We start from the raw sequence: 16,461 nt of genomic DNA, 5'->3' as shown, positions 1-16,461 counted from the left end.
CCTGAGTCGCGTTCCCGGCGTGCGCCAAGTACCGACGCACGCCGTGGCAGCCTACCGGGTCACGAGAACCGACGTACGGAGCAACAGCTCACCTTCGGTCTCCTACGGCAGTGCGTTCCCGAGCGTCGAGGTGAGAGGCGCCGTCACCGAGGTGGCGGTGTCGACGACCGCACCCACCACCGCCCCGGCCCGCTCGGCCGGCGCGGCCGGAGTGGCCGGCTCGGAGTCGCTGTCGTCGACCTGGGCGACCCGTGTCCCGTACTGCTGCGACGGGGTTCCGTGCTGGTCCGAGGGCCGGCCGGGGCTGTCTTCGGGACGGCTGTCGGGGTGGTCGTCGGAACCCGAGGGCGGGGCGGGGGCGAGGTGGGGTGCGACCGGATCCTCGTCCGGTCCCCCGGAGGGCCGGCCCGTCTCCGCGTCCTCGGGCGACCGCGTGCCCTGTTGTGCCGGCGCGCTCTCGTCGGCGAACTCCAGCGTCCACCTCTGCCCCTGCGAGCCGTTCCGCCCGGTGACGACGACGGTCTCCCCCTTGCCGGGCGCGACCAGGAGCCCCTTCCCGCGGCGCAGCAGCAGTTCGCCCCGCACGGTGAGGTCGTAGCGGACCTCACCGGCGTGGGTCAGGCAGTCGGCGACCACGACCGTCCGCTTCTCGGTGTCCGAGTCGAGGCAGAGCCTGGGATCGGCCGCGCTGCGCAGCAGTCCGTCCTCCTGGTACGACCACTGCTGGGATCCGGCGGAGGAACACTCCGTCAGCACGGCCTTCGTACCGGCCGCGGTCCGGGCTTGGTGGGCGTCCTGGGTGTCGAGGCACAGGCCGGCGTCGGCGTTGCGGAGCCTGCCGTGGCCGACCTCCACGGGGTTGCCCATCGAGGCCGTGGACGGGGACCCGGCGCCCTGGGAGACCGTCGACGGAGTCGGCCGTACGGTGTTCCCGCTCACCGCGCCCCAGGTGGCGCCGGGCGTGGGAACACTGCCGTCGTCCGACCAGCCCTTGGCCACGAGCACCGTGGCGAGCAGAACCAGGGAGGTAAGACCGGCGCCGACGAGAACGGCACGGGCGCTCTTGCGCGGCTGCGCGAGGAGGCCTGCGGGGACGGGGCGGTGGCGGCCGCCGGGCTTTGCGCGGGCCGCGCCGGGCGGGGCCGGGGCCGGACGCTCGGCGGAACGCGCGGGCCGCGAGTCGAGATAGCGGTGGGCGCCCCAGCCGAGCACCGTCTCGGCGAGCAGCACCTCCAGACCGCCCTCGAAATGGCTGAGCTGTTCCGCGGCGTGACGGCAATACCGGCAATCCGTCAGATGTTTACGGACATCGGGCAGAAGGCCCCCGCCCCGACGAATCGGTACATCCAGGAGACGATTGTAGAAGCGGCATTCACTGGTGGGCGCGAGTTCCCGGTGAGCACGGACACAGCCCGTTCGGAATTGCTCGCGCGCCTGATCGAGGGCGGCCGCCGCACGGGACGCGTCCACACCCAGCAGACCGGCCGGTACGGATATGGGTTCGGCCTCGACCTCACTGTGCCACAGCAGGCATTGAGATGCGCCGGGAAGGGCCCTGAATGCGCGCTCGGCGAGCTGCCTTCTTTCAGGGGTGGCGGACCTCGCCGCACGTAGACCGCGGCCGCCGATTGTCTTGCGAAGTTCCGGCAGTACGGCGGAGATTTCGTCGTCTGCGGCCCACTCCTTGACGAACTCCCTCACCGCAACAAGAAGTTGGGGGCGCAGCGCGCCGTCACCCGCCCGGCCGAGCACCCGGTGAAATGCCGCCGCGGCCGCCATCGACGCCGAACCCGACCAGGAGGCAAGGCAGATGACCGAGTATTCGTAGGTCGCCTGCCAGTGACGCGTCATCAACAGCGCGACGGCATGGCCGTCCACGCTGTTCTCTCCCAGCCGGGCCAGAAGATGGCGGTCGGACTCCGCCGGACTCGATCCGGGGCGTGGAGGGTAAGGGGGTCGTGGGGGGTAAGCGGATTGCACGGGACCAATTCCTTCCAAGCCGCAGGACGGCATGGGATATGCGCGTCCTCGGAAAGCAGGCGCCTGATTGGTGCATACCTATGCCGCATCAGATGCGACCCGGTTCATCCCGGGGGGCGCTCACCTTCGCACAATTGATGTACAGCAAACAAGAAGGTGGAGTGACCCATGTTCAAAAAGAGGACGGTTCAGAAATGTTACCGCCGGTATCCGCACCCGTATTCGAAAATTAAGCGGTGCGCGGGACTCAAGTTGTGAGCGCGGTCCGGTGCTTGGCACACGAAATCTCCCACTCCGGCCGGGTCCACAGCAGGCTCCCAGGCGTCTCCCGGTGGGTTCTCATCCGGGTGACGCAGCATGATCGGCATGATCGTCCCCCACACGACCGACACCACGGTCCCCACCCGCACGGTCCGCAAGGCAGTCGTCCCGGCTGCCGGGCTCGGCACCCGATTCCTGCCGGCGACCAAGGCGACGCCGAAGGAGATGCTCCCGGTCGTCGACAAGCCGGCCATCCAGTACGTCGTCGAGGAGGCCGCCGCGGCCGGGCTCGACGACGTCCTGATGGTCACCGGCCGCCACAAGCGGGCCATAGAGGACCACTTCGACAACGCCTTCGAACTGGAGCAGGCCCTCGCGGCCAAGGGCGACGCGGTACGCCTCGACGCCGTGCGCGATCCCGCGCGCCTGGCCAACATCCACCACATCCGCCAGGGCGAGCCGCTCGGCCTCGGCCACGCGGTGCTCTGTGCCCGCCGCCACGTCGGCGACCAGCCCTTCGCCGTCCTCCTCGGCGACGACCTGATCGACCCGCGCGAGACCCTGCTCAGCACGATGCTCGACGTCCGCGACCGGTACGCCGGGAGTGTGGTGGCCCTCATGGAGGTACCGCGCGAGCAGATCCACCTCTACGGCTGCGCGGCCGTGACGCCCACGGAGGAGAAGGGCCTGGTCCGCGTGACCGGCCTGGTCGAGAAGCCCTCGGCCGAGACCGCGCCGAGCGCCTACGCGGTCATCGGCCGCTATGTCCTCGACCCCGAGGTCTTCGACGTCCTGGACCGCACTCCGCCGGGCCGCGGCGGCGAGATCCAGCTCACCGACGCCCTCCAGAACCTCGCGGCCGACGGCACGGTCCACGGCGTCGTCTTCGACGGCCTCCGCTACGACACCGGCGACAAGGCGGACTACCTCCGCACGGTGGTACGCCTGGCCTGCGACCGCGACGACCTGGGCCCCGAGTTCATCGACTGGCTCAAGGGGTTCGTGGCGGAGTTCGAAAGCGGCGAGGGGGCGGGGCGGAGGCGGTTGGCGGCCTGAGGGACGGAAAGGCGCCCCTCAGGCCCCCGCTCAGCCGCTCAGCCGTTCGGTCGAAGCGTCCACACCACCGTCATCTCGCCCGTGACAGCCCCGTCCGCGCGGCGGATCTCGATCGTGACCGGGAACTCGGGGCGTTCCCCGGCGTCGAGTTGGGCGACGACCTCGGAGGCCGGGCGGCCCAGGGTGGCCGTGGCGGTCACCGGGCCCATCGCGAGCTTGCGGTAGGCGATCTCCGCGTTGACGGCGAGCGGCACCGCGCGCGAGAGCTGGTCCCCGAACGCGGCCAGGACGACCGCCCCGCTGGCCGACTCGGCGAGCGTGAACATCGCCCCGGCGTGCGGTCCGCCCACGTGGTTGTGGAACTCGCCCTGGTCGGGCAGGGCGACCACGACCTTCTCCGGGCCGGTCTCCAGGAACTCGATGTTCAGGGTCCGCACCATCGGCACGGTGGCGGCGAGCATCTCGCCGACGGACATCTGGTCTGCGCTCATGCCCGGGATGTTACCCACGAGTAAATCGCGCTGACCAGGCCCGGCACCAGTGATCGGCGTCTCCTTCCGGACATGGCCGCATCCCGATCTGTCCTGGAAAGGGTTTGGCAAGGCAGCCCCCCGGCGGCGATAGTCGGCCGGTGACCCCCACCGCCGCCTCCCGCCGTGCCCGCAGACCCGCCTGGGCGAGCCGCAACTACGGCCTTCTGACCGCCGCCGCGTTCGTGACCAACCTCGGCAGCAACGGCGCCCTGATCGCCGCCGCGTTCGCCGTACTGGAGGCGGGCGGCGACAGCGGCGACGTGGGCCTGGTGGCCGCCGCGCGCACCCTCCCGCTGGTGGTGTTCCTGCTGATCGGCGGCGCGGTGGCGGACCGCCTGCCCCGGCACCGGGTGATGGTCGCGGCCAACACCCTCAACTGCCTCTCCCAGGGCGCGTTCGCCGTCCTCGTCCTAGCCGGCGAGCCCCGGCTCTGGCAGATGATGCTGCTGACCGCGCTCGGCGGCACGGGCCACGCGTTCTTCAGCCCGGCGGCCGAGGGCATGCTGTTGTCCTCGGTGAGCGGCGAACAGGCCGGCCGTGCCTTCGCGGTGTTCCGGATGGCGATGCAGGGCGCGGCCCTGGGCGGTGCCGCGCTCGGCGGTGCGTTGGTCGCCGCGGTCGGCCCCGGCTGGGTGCTCGCGGCAGACGCGATGGCCTTCGCGGTCGCGGGTTCGCTCCGCGCCTTCCTCGACGTGAGCCACATCCCGGCGCGCGAACCGGGCGCCGGGATGCTCGCCGACCTGCGCGACGGCTGGCGGGAGGTCGCGGGTCGGCCGTGGCTGTGGGGCATCGTCGTCCAGTTCTCCGTGGCCAACGCGGTGCTCGGCGCCGCCGACGCGGTCTACGGCCCGCTCGTCGCCCGGGACGACCTGGGCGGGGCGGGCCCCTGGGGTGTCGCCCTCGGCTTCTTCGGCGCGGGCACGGTCGTCGGCGCCCTCCTCATGACCCGCTGGAAGCCGCACCGGCTGCTCTTCGTGGGCATCCTGTGCGTGTTCCCGATGGCGCTGCCGTCCGCCGCGCTGGCCGTACCGGTGTCGGTACCCCTCCTGTGCACGGCGATGTTCGTGGCCGGCGCGACCGTCGAGGTGTTCGGCGTCTCCTGGATGACCGCCCTGCACCAGGAGATACCCGAGGACAAGCTCTCCCGGGTCTCGGCCTACGACTGGTTCGGCTCGGTCGCCCTCATGCCGCTCGCGGCGGCGCTGGCGGGCCCGGCGGAGTCGGCGTTCGGACGCACCGCGGCCCTGTGGGGCTGCTCGGGCCTGATCGCGGCGGTCACGGCGGCCGTCCTGTGCGTCCCGGACGTCCGTGACCTGCGCCGGAGCACCAAGCAGGTCACCCAGGCCACCACGAACGACTCAGCCGATGCCGAACGCCCCGTCGGGGGGCTCGGGTGACGGCACCGCCTCCTCGTCCCGCACCGGCCGCGCCGCCCCCATGAACTTCCGCAGCCCGGCGCCGTGTTCGACCCGCGCGGGAAAGGCGTCGGCCGCGGTCCGCCGGGCCAGGGCCGGTGTGTCGAGGGGCAGGTGCGCGGCGACGAGCACCGCGTTCCCGAACCGCCGCCCCCGCAGTACCGCGGGCTCGGCGATCAGCACGAGCTCCTCGAAGACTTCGGCGAAGTTGGCGAGTTGGGACCGCAGAAACGCGAAGGGCGCGGCGTCGGCGAGATTCGCGAGATAGACCCCGCCGCTCCTGAGCACACGCGCCGCCTCACGGGCGTACTCCAAGGACGTCAGATGGGCGGGAACCCGCGACCCTCCGAAGACATCGGCGACCAGCACATCGGCGGAGCCCGCCGGGGCGCTTTCCAGCCATCGCCGCGCATCGGCCGCGTGCAACGCGATCCCCGCCCCCTCCGGAAGCGGCAGATGCTCGACGACCAGCTCCAGCAGAGCCCGGTCGGCCTCGACGACGTCCTGCCGGGAACCCGGCCGGGTGACCGCCAGATACCGCGGCAACGTCAGCGCACCCCCACCGAGATGTACGACGTCCAGCGGCCGCCCCGCCTCCCCGACGCCGTCCAGCACATGCCCGAGCCGCTGCGCGTACTCGAACTCCAGATGCGTCGGCTCGTCGAGATCGACGTACGACTGCGGAGCCCCGTCCACGGTCAACAACCAGGCCCGCTCCCGATCGACATCGGGCATCAGCTTGGCGAACCCGTGATCAACGGTACGGGCGACGGGCAGGGACTCGGTCATCTGCTCATTGTGCCTGTGCCACAGCGCCCCTTCAGGGGCGCGGGGAACTGCGCGACCAGCCACGACGGCCCCGCAGTCCCCCCCCACATACCGCAACCACCCTCACACGACGGCTGTCACAGTCCCCGCCCCCACGGTCCGCCCACCCTCACGGATGGCGAACCCGAGTCCCGCCTCGAGCGGCACGTCCCGTCCCAACTCCACGGACATGACGACCTTCTCTCCAGGCCGGGCGACAGCGACCTCACCGAGGTCGACATCCCCCACGACATCCGCCGTGCGGATGTAGAACTGCGGCCGGTACCCGGTGGCGACAGGCGTCGTACGCCCGCCCTCCCGCGCCGACAGCACATACACCTGCGCGATGAAGCGACGGCTCGGCACCACACTGCCGGGCGCGGCCACGACATGCCCCCGCCGGACCGCGTCCCGGGGAACGCCCCGCAGCAGCAACGCCACGTTGTCCCCGGCCTGCGCCTCCTCCATCGGCTTGCCGAAGGTCTCGACCCCGGTCACCACCGTCTCCACGGCGGCCCCGAGCACGTCGACCCGGTCACCCACCCGCACGGTGCCCCGCTCGACCGCGCCGGTCACCACGGTCCCCCGGCCGGTGATGGTCAGCACGTTCTCGACGGGCATCAGGAACGGCGCGTCCAGATACCGCTCGGGGATGGGCACATACGTGTCCACCGCGTCGAGCAGCGCCTCGATCGACGCCGTCCAACGCGGGTCCCCCTCCAGGGCCTTCAGCCCCGAGACCCGTACGACGGGCACCGCGTCGCCGCCGTAGCCGTGCGCGGTGAGCAGCTCACGGACCTCCAGCTCGACGAGCTCGACCAGCTCCTCGTCGGCCGCGTCCGCCTTGTTGAGGGCGACCACCACGTGGTCGACGCCCACCTGCCGCGCGAGCAGCACGTGCTCGGCGGTCTGCGGCATGATCCCGTCGAGCGCGGAGACGACGAGGATCGCCCCGTCGAGCTGCGCGGCCCCGGTGACCATGTTCTTGACGTAGTCGGCGTGGCCCGGCATGTCCACGTGGGCGTAGTGCCGGGTGTCGGTCTCGTACTCGACGTGCGCGATGTTGATGGTGATCCCGCGAGCGGCCTCCTCCGGGGCCCGGTCGATGCGGTCGAACGGCACGAAGGTGCCGCTGCCGCGCTCGGACAGGACCTTGGTGATGGCGGCGGTCAGGGTGGTCTTGCCGTGGTCGACGTGACCCATCGTGCCGATGTTCAGGTGCGGCTTGGTGCGCACGTAAGCGGTCTTGGACATGGCTGTACCTCGAAGCCTCTTCGTGTTCGTGGAAGAACGGGACCCCAAGGACTCGCCGACCCTCCCCCTGCGGGGTCCGCCGGACTGTCCGGGAAGGGTCAGCTTCGGGCGCCGTCTGCGGCGGCCAGGAACACGGGAACGGCAGCCTTCGGCGCATCCGCGACTGCGGATGCTGCGAGAGCGAAGGCGTACCGGAACATGACGCAGATCATGTCCCACGCGTCGTCCCACGTCGAACGGTTTTTGTCACCGCCCGTCAGCGCAACCGGCGGCACCCATACGGCGATCACACATCCATGTCGGTTACCGTCACTGGATGCTCGATGCCACCACCCGCTCTGGGGGCACCGCCACGGCCACTCCCCCGGCCACCGCCACGGAGCTCGCTCTCCCCGTCCCCGCTCCGGTGGGTCTCACCTCCCGTTGCACGAGAGTGCTGCTGTCGCCGTGGTCCCGGTTGTCCCTGCTCGTCGTGCTGCTCGCGGGCGCCGCGTCCACGGTCCTGCTCTTCGAGCCACAGAGACTGCTCTCCGACGGCTGGCCACCCCAGCTCGGCGGGGTCGCGGCCGCGGTCGTGTTCGGGGTGGCGTACGGGCTGTGCACCGTGGCGTTCGTGCCTCGGCCCCTGCTGAATCTTGCCGCCGGCGCTCTCTTCGGTTCGCAGCTCGGGCTCGCGTCGGCCCTCGCCGGCACGGTGCTCGGGGCGGGGATCGCCTTCGGCCTGGGCCGCATACTCGGGCAGGACGCCCTGCGGCCGCTGCTGCGGGGGCGGTGGCTGAAGGCGGCGGACGGACAGCTCAGTCGGCACGGGTTCCGGTCGATGCTGGCGGCCCGGCTGTTCCCCGGGGTGCCGTTCTGGGCGGCGAACTACTGCGCCGCGGTCTCCCGGATGGGGTACGTCCCGTTCCTCGTCGCGACGGCGCTCGGATCGATTCCGAACACCGCCGCGTACGTGGTCGCCGGGGCGCGGGCCTCGGCGCCGACTTCGCCCGCTTTTCTGATCGCCATGGCGGCGATCGCCCTGCCGGGGCTGGCGGGGGCGATCGTGGCGTGGCGCAAGCGGCATCATCTGCGACGCCCTTGAGCGCTTGACGGGGTGGGGCCGAGCGCGCCTCTGAAGGGCCCTCGTCACACCCTTTCCAAGATCATCGCATTGGCCAGTCCGCCTGCCTCGCACATCGTCTGCAGGGCGTAACGGGCCCCGCGTTCCCGCATCGCGTGCACCAGCGTCGTCGTCAGGCGGGTGCCACTCGCGCCCAGGGGGTGGCCCATGGCTATCGCGCCGCCGTGGACATTGACCTTGGACAGGTCCGCACCCGTCTCCTGCTGCCAGGCCAGGACCACGCTGGAGAACGCCTCGTTGACCTCGAAGAGGTCGATGTCGTCGAGGGTGAGGTGGGCTCGGCGCAGGACCTGCTCCGTGGCGGGGATGACTCCGGTGAGCATGAGGATCGGGTCGGAGCCGGTGACGGCGAAGCTGTGGAGGCGGGCCAGCGGGCGCAGGCCCAGCCGTTCGGCTGTCTCGCTCGACGTGATGAGGACGGCCGAGGCGCCGTCGTTGATCGGGCTGGCGTTGCCCGCGGTCACGTTCCACCCGATCTGCGGGAAGCGTTCGGCGAAGTTCGGGTCGTAGTAGGCGGGCCGCAGACCGGCGAGGATCTCGGGGGTGCTGCCCGGGCGTACGCACTCGTCGCGCGAGACACCGTCCATCGGCGCGACCTCGGCGTCGAAGAGGCCCTTCTCCCACGCTGCGGCCGCCTTCTGGTGCGAGGAGACGGCGAACGCGTCCATCCGCTCGCGCGTGATCGACCACTTGGCGGCGATGAGCTCGGCGCTGATGCCCTGCGGGACGAGGCCTTCCTTGTAGCGCTCGGCGACCCCGGGACCGAAGGGGTCCTTGCCCTCCGGAACGTTCGACCACATCGGCACCCGGCTCATCGACTCGACCCCGCAGGCGACGACGAGGTCGTACGCGCCCGCGATCACCCCCTGCGCGGCGAAGTGCACGGCCTGCTGGGAGGAGCCGCACTGGCGGTCCACGGTGGTCGCCGGGACCGTCTCCGGGAATCCGGCCGACAAGGCCGCGTACCGGGTGGTGTTCATGGCCTGCTCGCCGACCTGGTCGACGGTGCCGCCGATGACGTCGTCGATGAGCGCCGGGTCGACGCCGGAGCGCTCCACGAGGGTGCGCAGGGTGTGGGCGAGGAGTTCGACGGGGTGCACGTGCGCGAGGGTGCCGTTGGGCTTGCCCTTGCCTATGGGGGTGCGTACGGCTTCGACGATGACTGCGTCACGCATGGTGCGGGCCTCCATCAATGCGGGCGATTACCAGTGAGTAGGAAATCCAAACCCACCATAGCCTTGTGGGTTGGAAAATCAAACCCTTGAGTTGGAGAACCAAACCCTCCCCTAGACTGGGCATCATGGCCGCCACCCGAGACCCGCGCCCCTGCTCCATCGCCGATGCCCTGGCGCTCGTCGGCGAGAAGTACTCCCTGCTCGTGCTGCGGGAGGTCTGCCTGGGCAACGGCCGCTTCGACCAGCTCGTGCGCAACATCGGGGCGCCGCGGGACATCCTGGCCACCCGGCTGCGCCGGCTCGTCGACGCCGGGATCCTGACCAAGCGGGTCTACAGCGAGCGACCGCAGCGCTTCGAGTACCGGCCCACACAGGCGGGGCTCGAACTGGAGCCGGTGCTGCTGACGCTCATGGCGTGGGGTGACCGGCACCTGCGCGAGGACGACGACCGGCCCATGGTCCTGGAGCACAGCTGCGGCCATGAACTGACGCCCGTCGTCGCCTGCTCGGCCTGCGGCGGCACGGTGGTGCACGAGGACCTGACGTCCCATCCGCAGACCCCGGGCTGGACGGTGGCGGGCCCGACGGCCGCGTAAGCACTGGTCGGTCGCCCGCCCGGGGAGGCCGCCCGCCCCTGGCCCGCCCCTGTGGCCGGCCTGTCACCGCGGGGCGCTACGCTGCCCTCGCACCCCGATCACCGCGCCCGGTGATGTGGCGCGCCCGACTCCCCTCACACGACCAGCACTTGGACGCCGTAACTTCATGTCTTGGTTTGAATCACTCGTCCTCGGACTCGTCCAGGGGCTGACCGAGTTCCTTCCCGTCTCCTCCAGTGCGCATCTGCGCCTGACCGCGGCCTTCTCGGGCTGGAAGGACCCAGGGGCGGCCTTCACCGCGATCACCCAGATCGGCACCGAGGCCGCCGTACTGATCTACTTCCGCAAGGACATCGGGCGGATCATCTCGACGTGGAGCCGTTCGCTGGTCAAGAAGGAGCTGCGCAGCGACCACGACGCCCAGATGGGCTGGCTGGTGATCGTCGGCTCGATCCCCATCGGTGTGCTGGGACTGCTGTTCAAGGACCAGATCGAGGGACCGTTCCGCGACCTGCGCATCACCGCCACGATGTTGATCGTCGTCGGCATCGTCATAGGCGTCGCGGACCGGCTGGCGGCACGCGACGAGAACGGCGGGCGGCATCGCGCGCCCAAGCAGCGCAAGGGACTTGAGGACCTCGGCGTCAAGGACGGCCTGATCTTCGGCCTCTGCCAGTCCATGGCCCTCGTCCCCGGCGTCTCCCGCTCCGGCGCGACGATCAGTGGCGGTCTGTTCATGGGGTACAAGCGCGAGTCCGCCGCGCGCTACTCCTTCCTCCTCGCCATCCCCGCCGTACTGGCCTCCGGCCTCTTCGAGTTGAAGGACGCGATGGAGAGCGACCACGTCTCCTGGGGCCCCACGATCTTCGCCACGGTGATCGCCTTCGTCGTCGGTTACGCGGTCATCGCCTGGTTCATGAAGTTCATCTCGACCAAGAGCTTCATGCCCTTCGTCTGGTACCGCATCGCCCTGGGCATCGTCATCATCGCCCTCGTCACGATGGGCGCCCTGAGCCCCCATGCGGCGGAGTCCGCGGGCTGACAGGCATGGCCCTCACCCAGCAGTTCGCGAGGGTCGCACCGGACTACCTGGACCGCTGCCGCGCCTCGGCCCTGGACTCGGCGGGCGGGGTACCGAACTGGGACCCACCGGCCGAGGACCTTCTGGACGCGGGCTGGGGGGTGTGGGGCCTGATCCGCCACTGCCGCGCGTCAGGAGCCGCCCCCGGCACGGCGGCCCTGCTCGAACGCACGGTATCCGGCGATCCGGACGGCGATGTCGCATTCCTCGACCACGACGAGGTGTACGACGGCTTCGCGGATCCGCCGCGACTGCTCGGGCCCACTGCCGTCGCCGACATCGCCCACGGGCTCGACGCCATCGACGCGGCCGCCCTGCTCGCGGACCTGCCGGACTCCCCCGCCGAGGCGGCGGCCATGTGCGGCTTCGGCCCGGAGTTCGCCGGGGACATCCGCGCCCACCTGGCCGCACCCCTCGCAGCGGTGCGGCAGTTCTACCGCGAGGCCGCCCTTCGCGGATGGTGCGTGGTCGTCTGGGTCGACTGACCCCGGCACCGGCACCGGGGCGTGCGCCCCGAAAATCCGTGACCAATCACATATGTTCTGCGTAGCCGTCCGGTAGCGGACTGTCAGTGCTTGCGCCTAGGCTTGTGCGCATGTCCCCCGATTCCCTGACCCGTGGTTCCGCGCGGTCCGCTGCCGAGGTGAACGAGCAGATCCGGGCGCTCTGGATGCGCGCCGGCGGCACGCTGTCGGCACAGGAGCGCGCGGAGTACGAGCTGTTGGTGGTCGAGTGGGCGGCCGCGATCCGCAGTGCCGTCATCGAGGCGGCCTGAGCCCCCCTCCGCCGACACAGCCGGTACGACCGTCGAAGTGAGGTCATGCCATGAGAGCGATCGTCGTGGGCGCGGGCATCGGAGGACTGACCGCGACGCTGAGCCTGCGCCGGGCAGGCCATGAGGTGACGCTCGTCGAGCAGTCGCGGCAGCTCAGCGAGATCGGTGCCGGCATCCAGATCGCCCCCAACGCCACGCGCGTCCTACGCCGCTTGAACCTGCTCGACGCCGTCGCGGAGCCGTCCACGCGGCCGGCCCATGTGAGCTTCCGCACCTGGTCCGACGGCTCCGAGATCTGCCGCTATGTCATCGGCCGTGAGGCCGAGGAGGAGTTCGGGGCGCCGTACCTCCAGGTACACCGGGCCGATCTCCAACAGGCCCTCTCCGCCGCCGTACCGCCCGAGTCGCTGCGCCTGGCCACCCCCGTCGTGGGGATCGACCAGGACGACACCGCGGCCCACGTGACCACGGCGAGCGGTGAACGTCTGGACGCCGACCTCGTCGTGGCCGCCGACGGCATCCGCTCAGCCGCCCGCCAGTGGCTCTTCGGCGCGGACGAGGCGGTGTTCTCGCACACCGCCGCATACCGGGCCCTGCTCCCCGCCGCCGAGGTCACCGACCTGGACCTCCCGGAGTACGCGGGCTGGCTCGGCCCGGGCCGCCACGTCGTCCACTACTGGCTGCGCCGCGGCGAACTGCTCAACGTCGTCGCCGTGTTCGTGACGGACCACGCGGCCCAGGAGTCGTGGACCGCCCGGGCGGAACCCGGCGAACAGCTGCGCACCTTCTCCGGCTGGGACCCCCGGCTGCTGACCGTCCTCGACCGCGCGGGCCAGGTCCTGCGCTACGGCATCTACACGCGCGCCCCGCTCACCCGCTGGCACATCGGCCGAGTCACCCTGCTCGGCGACAGCGCGCACGCGATGGTGCCGTTCCAGGCCCAGGGCGCGGCCCAGGCCGTCATGGACGCGGCCGTGCTCGGCGACTGCCTCACCGGCACGGCACCCGACGAGGTGCCCGAAGCGCTCGACCGGTACGTCCGCAGGCGGGTCCCGGCCGCCACGTCCGTGCAGGCCGGTTCCGCCCGCGCGGGCCACGACTACCACCTGCCGGACGGCCCGGAGGCCGAGGCGCGCAACGCCCGCCTTGTCGCCCTCGCGGCCGAGAACAGGTTCGGCCCGCACTCGGCGGCCTGGCCGGTGGACGTCCTGGCCGACGGCTGACCACCCACCCTCGACCAATCCCGTCCCCCGATCACCCCGTCTCCCGATCACCCCATCCCTCGACCATCCCTCCCACCGACCACCCCGCCCCGCCGTCCGAATGTCACCGCACGCCCCTTGGCGCGGCCCGCCCCATGCCCAACACTGAGCCGATGACGCAGCGTGTGGAGCTCGCGACCGTGATGGACCGGCTGGCCGTGGACGCACTTGTCACCGACTACGCCGTGGCCGTGGACGACGGCGACTGGGAGGCGTACCGAGGACTGTTCACCTCCGACGGGCGGGCCGACTACCGCTCGGCGGGCGGGGTCGAGGGAGACGCGCGCAAGGTCGCCGCATGGCTCGCGGAGAGCCTGCGGCTGTTCTCGATGCGCCAGCATCTGATCGTCAACCGCCGCGTCCGGTTCGGCACCCTGGACCAGGACACCGGCGACACGGCCCGCGTCCAGGCCGACTACATCAACCCGATGCGCCTCGCCGACGACGGCACCGCCTCCACCGCCCCCGACTTCGTCTGCGGCGGCCGCTACGCCTTCACTGTGCTGCGCACGGACGACGGCTGGCGGGTGCGCGAGGTCGTCGTACAGGAGAAGTGGCGGCGACTGCCGGACCCGCGGCCCTCACCTGTGATCAACTGAGCCGACACCCTCGGGGTGGTCCACCACACGCACACTGGAGTCACCCACGGGGTAGGAGGCGCCGTATGAACACGTTCGGCCACTGGCTCGCCTCCCCGTGGCGGCGCTCGATCGTCGCCGCGGTGGCAGGCGCTCTCCCCGTACTCGCGTTCCCGGCACCGTCCCTGTGGTGGTTCGCCTACGTGGCCCTCGTCCCCTGGATCGCGCTGATCCGCTCGGCTCCCACGGCGAAACGGGCAGCGTACGACGGCTGGGCCGGCGGTTTCGGGTTCATGGTGGGGATGCACCACTGGCTGCTGCCGAGCCTGAGTGTGTTCATCTTCGTCATCGGCGCCCTGCTCGGCGCGCTGTGGGCGCCGTGGGGTGCGCTGGTGCGGCATTTCCTGGCCGGGACGGCCTCGCGCGGCCGGATCGCCGCGGCGCTCGCCGTGCTGCCGTCGGGCTGGCTCGGTATCGAGCTCGTCCGCTCGTGGCAGGGGCTCGGCGGCCCGTGGGGCGTGCTCGGCTCCAGCCAGTGGCAGGTGGAACCGGCACTGCGGCTGGCCTCGGTGGGCGGGGTGTGGCTGCTCAGCTTCCTGATCGTGGCCGTCAACGTGGCGGTCGCCGTGTTGGTGACGATCCGTGAGTCCAGGGTCCCCGCGGTGGCGGGTCTGGTCGCCACGGCCGCCGTGACCTCGGCGGCCTGGATGTGGTCACCGCGCCCCGACACCGCGGGGACGACACGGATCGCGGTCGTCCAGCCCGGTGTCATCGACGGCCCCGACCGGCGCTTCGCTCGCGAGGAACAGCTGACCCGCGACCTCGCCGGGCAGGACGTCGACCTGATCGTCTGGGGCGAGAGCAGTGTCGGCTTCGACCTCGGGGACCGGCCCGACCTGGCGAAGCGGATCGCGGCGCTCTCCGAGGAGACCGGCGCCGACATCCTCGTCAACGTGGACGCCCGCCGCTCCGACAAGCCCGGCATCTACAAGAGTTCGGTGCTGGTGGGCCCCGACGGACTCACCGGCGACCGCTACGACAAGATGCGGCTCGTCCCCTTCGGCGAGTACATCCCGGCCCGCTCGCTGCTCGGCTGGGCCACCTCGGTCGGCAAGGCGGCGGGCGAGAACCGCAGGCACGGTTCCGAGCAGGTCGTGATGGACGTCGGTCACGGGCTGAAGGTCGGGCCGATGGTGTGCTTCGAGTCGGCGTTCCCCGACATGAGCCGCCATCTCGCCGAGGCCGGCGCCCAGTTGCTGATCGCCCAGTCGGCGACCTCGTCCTTCCAGCAGAGCTGGGCCCCCGAGCAGCACGCCTCGCTCGCCGCCCTGCGCGCCGCCGAGACGGGCCGCCCGATGGTGCACTCGACCCTGACCGGCGTCTCCGCCGTCTACGACGCGAGCGGACAGCGCGTCGGCCGGTGGATCGGCACCGACTCCAGCACCTCGGGCGTGTACGACGTACCGCTGGCGACCGGGACGACGCCGTACGTCCGCTTCGGCGACTGGCCGGTGCACGCGGCCCTGCTGATCCTCGCCGTGTGGTGCGCCGCCCAGCTGGGCCGGCGGTTCAAGCGGAGCGCTCCTGAACCGCGTGTACCACCCGCTCGCACAGCTCATGGGTCGCCAGCGCGTCCCGGGCACTGAGCACCTTTCCCGCGCGCACGGCGTCCAGGAAGGCGAGCACCGCCTGCTCGATGCCGCGCTGCCGGGCCACCGGCACCCAGTCGCCGCGCCGCCGCACGGTCGGCTGGCCCTTGTGGTCGATCACCTCGGCCAGGTTGATCACCTGCCGCTTGGTGTCCTGTCCGGACACCTCCAGGATCTCCTCGGCCGAGCCGCTGAGCCGGTTCATCATCCCGAGCGCGGTGAAGCCGTCCCCGGCGAGCTGGAGCACGACGTGGTGCAGCAGTCCGTCCTCCACGCGCGCGCGTACCGTCACGTCGTCGACCGGCCCCGGCGCCAGGAACCGCAGGGTGTCGACGACGTGGATGAAGTCGTCGAGGATCATCGTGCGCGGCTCCTCCGGGAGCCCGATCCGGTTCTTCTGCATGAGGATCAGCTCGCGCGGATGGTCGGCGCACTGCGTGTACCCGGGGGCGAACCGCCGGTTGAACCCGACGGCCAGACTCACGTTCCGCTGCTCGGCGAGCGCCACCAGCCGTTCGGAGTCAGCGAGTTCGTAGGCGAGCGGCTTGTCGACGTACGTCGGTACGCCCGCCTCGAGCAGCCGCGCGACGATGTCGGGGTGCACGTCGGTCGGCGCGTGCACGAAGGCGGCGTCGAGGTCCTGGGCGAGCAGCGAGTCGAGGTCCTGGTGTCGTTGTCCGCCGGGAAGGTGGAGACCGTCGGCGACCCGGATCAGCGTCGCCGGCGTCCGCGTCTGCACGTGCAGTTCGACGCCGGGCCGGCCGCCGAGCACCGGCAGATACGCCTTCTGCGCGATGTCACCGAGTCCGATGCAGCCGACCTTCACGAGGACTCCTCCAGGTTGTCCGGCCAGGGCCTTGCCCGAAGCATACGGCGGCCGCGACGGCCCCGGCCGACGACCGGGAATTCGCTGGTG

At 71.3% G+C, this 16,461-nt stretch carries 17 protein-coding genes; 10 read left to right on the top strand and 7 right to left on the bottom strand.

The genetic code is table 11. From position 1 onward, the window contains the following. Nucleotides 1-102 precede the first annotated feature (102 nt). Nucleotides 103-1,851, bottom strand: a complete 1,749-nt coding sequence (locus M2157_RS40050) for an RICIN domain-containing protein (protein WP_280868337.1) — start codon at nucleotides 1,849-1,851, stop codon at nucleotides 103-105. A gap of 495 nt (nucleotides 1,852-2,346) precedes the next feature. Here M2157_RS40050 and galU point away from each other — a divergent pair, with 495 nt between their 5' ends. Continuing rightward, the gene (galU, locus tag M2157_RS40045) at nucleotides 2,347-3,297 is read left to right on the top strand and encodes a UTP--glucose-1-phosphate uridylyltransferase GalU (protein WP_280856270.1); all 951 of its coding nucleotides are present in this window, start codon (nucleotides 2,347-2,349) and stop codon (nucleotides 3,295-3,297) included. A 38-nt stretch (nucleotides 3,298-3,335) separates the two neighbouring features. Here the strand turns inward: galU and M2157_RS40040 are convergent, their stop codons facing one another. Beyond that, nucleotides 3,336-3,773, bottom strand: coding sequence for a DUF4442 domain-containing protein (locus M2157_RS40040; protein WP_280858944.1), 438 nt, complete (start codon nucleotides 3,771-3,773; stop codon nucleotides 3,336-3,338). A gap of 155 nt (nucleotides 3,774-3,928) precedes the next feature. On the opposite strand from M2157_RS40040, the gene M2157_RS40035 reads away from it, so the two are divergent. After that, the gene (locus M2157_RS40035; RefSeq protein WP_280867591.1) at nucleotides 3,929-5,227 is read left to right on the top strand and encodes an MFS transporter; all 1,299 of its coding nucleotides are present in this window, start codon (nucleotides 3,929-3,931) and stop codon (nucleotides 5,225-5,227) included. Here M2157_RS40035 and M2157_RS40030 read toward each other — a convergent pair. The 3 genes from M2157_RS40030 to M2157_RS40020 form a co-directional block, all read right to left on the bottom strand. Continuing rightward, entirely contained in the window at nucleotides 5,189-6,034 is an 846-nt protein-coding gene (locus M2157_RS40030) for a fused MFS/spermidine synthase (RefSeq protein ID WP_280867590.1), read from the bottom strand. The genes M2157_RS40035 and M2157_RS40030 overlap by 39 nt on opposite strands. Nucleotides 6,035-6,136: 102 nt before the next feature. Then, nucleotides 6,137-7,306, bottom strand: coding sequence for an elongation factor Tu (tuf, locus tag M2157_RS40025; protein WP_280867589.1), 1,170 nt, complete (start codon nucleotides 7,304-7,306; stop codon nucleotides 6,137-6,139). Nucleotides 7,307-7,404: 98 nt separating this feature from the next. Beyond that, the gene (locus M2157_RS40020) at nucleotides 7,405-7,596 is read right to left on the bottom strand and encodes a hypothetical protein (RefSeq protein WP_280859081.1); all 192 of its coding nucleotides are present in this window, start codon (nucleotides 7,594-7,596) and stop codon (nucleotides 7,405-7,407) included. 26 nt (nucleotides 7,597-7,622) lie between these two features. Between M2157_RS40020 and M2157_RS40015 the strand changes: the two genes are divergently transcribed. Further along, nucleotides 7,623-8,390, top strand: a complete 768-nt coding sequence (locus M2157_RS40015; RefSeq protein WP_280856274.1) for a VTT domain-containing protein — start codon at nucleotides 7,623-7,625, stop codon at nucleotides 8,388-8,390. A gap of 44 nt (nucleotides 8,391-8,434) precedes the next feature. On the opposite strand, the gene M2157_RS40010 is transcribed toward M2157_RS40015, so the two are convergent. Continuing rightward, entirely contained in the window at nucleotides 8,435-9,604 is a 1,170-nt protein-coding gene (locus tag M2157_RS40010; RefSeq protein WP_280867588.1) for a thiolase family protein, read from the bottom strand. 125 nt (nucleotides 9,605-9,729) lie between these two features. Here M2157_RS40010 and M2157_RS40005 point away from each other — a divergent pair, with 125 nt between their 5' ends. The 7 genes from M2157_RS40005 (at nucleotide 9,730) to lnt (ending at nucleotide 15,542) form a co-directional block, all read left to right on the top strand. Beyond that, the gene (locus M2157_RS40005; protein ID WP_280856276.1) at nucleotides 9,730-10,200 is read left to right on the top strand and encodes a helix-turn-helix domain-containing protein; all 471 of its coding nucleotides are present in this window, start codon (nucleotides 9,730-9,732) and stop codon (nucleotides 10,198-10,200) included. A gap of 166 nt (nucleotides 10,201-10,366) precedes the next feature. After that, nucleotides 10,367-11,242: an undecaprenyl-diphosphate phosphatase gene (locus tag M2157_RS40000; protein WP_280856277.1), complete on the top strand. Its 876-nt coding sequence runs from the start codon at nucleotides 10,367-10,369 to the stop codon at nucleotides 11,240-11,242. Between the two features lie 5 nt (nucleotides 11,243-11,247). Continuing rightward, complete coding sequence (locus tag M2157_RS39995) at nucleotides 11,248-11,766, top strand: DUF1877 domain-containing protein (RefSeq protein WP_280867587.1); 519 nt, start codon at nucleotides 11,248-11,250, stop codon at nucleotides 11,764-11,766. A 110-nt stretch (nucleotides 11,767-11,876) separates the two neighbouring features. Continuing rightward, entirely contained in the window at nucleotides 11,877-12,056 is a 180-nt protein-coding gene (locus tag M2157_RS39990; protein WP_266524752.1) for a hypothetical protein, read from the top strand. Nucleotides 12,057-12,106: 50 nt separating this feature from the next. Next, a complete protein-coding gene (locus M2157_RS39985) occupies nucleotides 12,107-13,279 on the top strand; it encodes an FAD-dependent monooxygenase (protein ID WP_280867586.1) in 1,173 nt (390 codons plus the stop codon). A gap of 152 nt (nucleotides 13,280-13,431) precedes the next feature. Next, complete coding sequence (locus M2157_RS39980; RefSeq protein ID WP_280856280.1) at nucleotides 13,432-13,917, top strand: nuclear transport factor 2 family protein; 486 nt, start codon at nucleotides 13,432-13,434, stop codon at nucleotides 13,915-13,917. Nucleotides 13,918-13,982: 65 nt separating this feature from the next. Next, a complete protein-coding gene (lnt, locus tag M2157_RS39975) occupies nucleotides 13,983-15,542 on the top strand; it encodes an apolipoprotein N-acyltransferase (protein WP_280867585.1) in 1,560 nt (519 codons plus the stop codon). Here lnt and M2157_RS39970 read toward each other — a convergent pair. Beyond that, nucleotides 15,466-16,371: a Gfo/Idh/MocA family oxidoreductase gene (locus M2157_RS39970; protein ID WP_280867584.1), complete on the bottom strand. Its 906-nt coding sequence runs from the start codon at nucleotides 16,369-16,371 to the stop codon at nucleotides 15,466-15,468. The two genes, lnt and M2157_RS39970, sit on opposite strands and share 77 nt — an antisense overlap. Nucleotides 16,372-16,461 lie beyond the last annotated feature (90 nt).

The sequence above is a fragment of the Streptomyces sp. SAI-127 genome, assembly GCF_029894425.1.
In the GTDB taxonomy this organism is placed as follows: Bacteria; Actinomycetota; Actinomycetes; order Streptomycetales; family Streptomycetaceae; genus Streptomyces.
This window is presented reverse-complemented; position numbering and strand designations above follow the sequence as displayed.

Excerpts from the sequence above, each read along its gene's own strand:
- M2157_RS40050 (WP_280868337.1), bottom strand. The coding sequence starts at position 1,851 with ATGACGCGTCACTGGCAGGCGACCTACGAATACTCGGTCATCTGCCTT.
- galU (WP_280856270.1), top strand. The coding sequence starts at position 2,347 with ATGATCGTCCCCCACACGACCGACACCACGGTCCCCACCCGCACGGTC.
- M2157_RS40040 (WP_280858944.1), bottom strand. The coding sequence starts at position 3,773 with ATGTCCGTCGGCGAGATGCTCGCCGCCACCGTGCCGATGGTGCGGACC.
- M2157_RS40030 (WP_280867590.1), bottom strand. The coding sequence starts at position 6,034 with ATGACCGAGTCCCTGCCCGTCGCCCGTACCGTTGATCACGGGTTCGCC.
- tuf (WP_280867589.1), bottom strand. The coding sequence starts at position 7,306 with ATGTCCAAGACCGCTTACGTGCGCACCAAGCCGCACCTGAACATCGGC.
- M2157_RS40015 (WP_280856274.1), top strand. The coding sequence starts at position 7,623 with ATGCTCGATGCCACCACCCGCTCTGGGGGCACCGCCACGGCCACTCCC.
- M2157_RS40010 (WP_280867588.1), bottom strand. The coding sequence starts at position 9,604 with ATGCGTGACGCAGTCATCGTCGAAGCCGTACGCACCCCCATAGGCAAG.
- M2157_RS40005 (WP_280856276.1), top strand. The coding sequence starts at position 9,730 with ATGGCCGCCACCCGAGACCCGCGCCCCTGCTCCATCGCCGATGCCCTG.
- M2157_RS40000 (WP_280856277.1), top strand. The coding sequence starts at position 10,367 with ATGTCTTGGTTTGAATCACTCGTCCTCGGACTCGTCCAGGGGCTGACC.
- M2157_RS39995 (WP_280867587.1), top strand. The coding sequence starts at position 11,248 with ATGGCCCTCACCCAGCAGTTCGCGAGGGTCGCACCGGACTACCTGGAC.
- M2157_RS39990 (WP_266524752.1), top strand. The coding sequence starts at position 11,877 with ATGTCCCCCGATTCCCTGACCCGTGGTTCCGCGCGGTCCGCTGCCGAG.
- M2157_RS39985 (WP_280867586.1), top strand. The coding sequence starts at position 12,107 with ATGAGAGCGATCGTCGTGGGCGCGGGCATCGGAGGACTGACCGCGACG.
- M2157_RS39980 (WP_280856280.1), top strand. The coding sequence starts at position 13,432 with ATGACGCAGCGTGTGGAGCTCGCGACCGTGATGGACCGGCTGGCCGTG.
- lnt (WP_280867585.1), top strand. The coding sequence starts at position 13,983 with ATGAACACGTTCGGCCACTGGCTCGCCTCCCCGTGGCGGCGCTCGATC.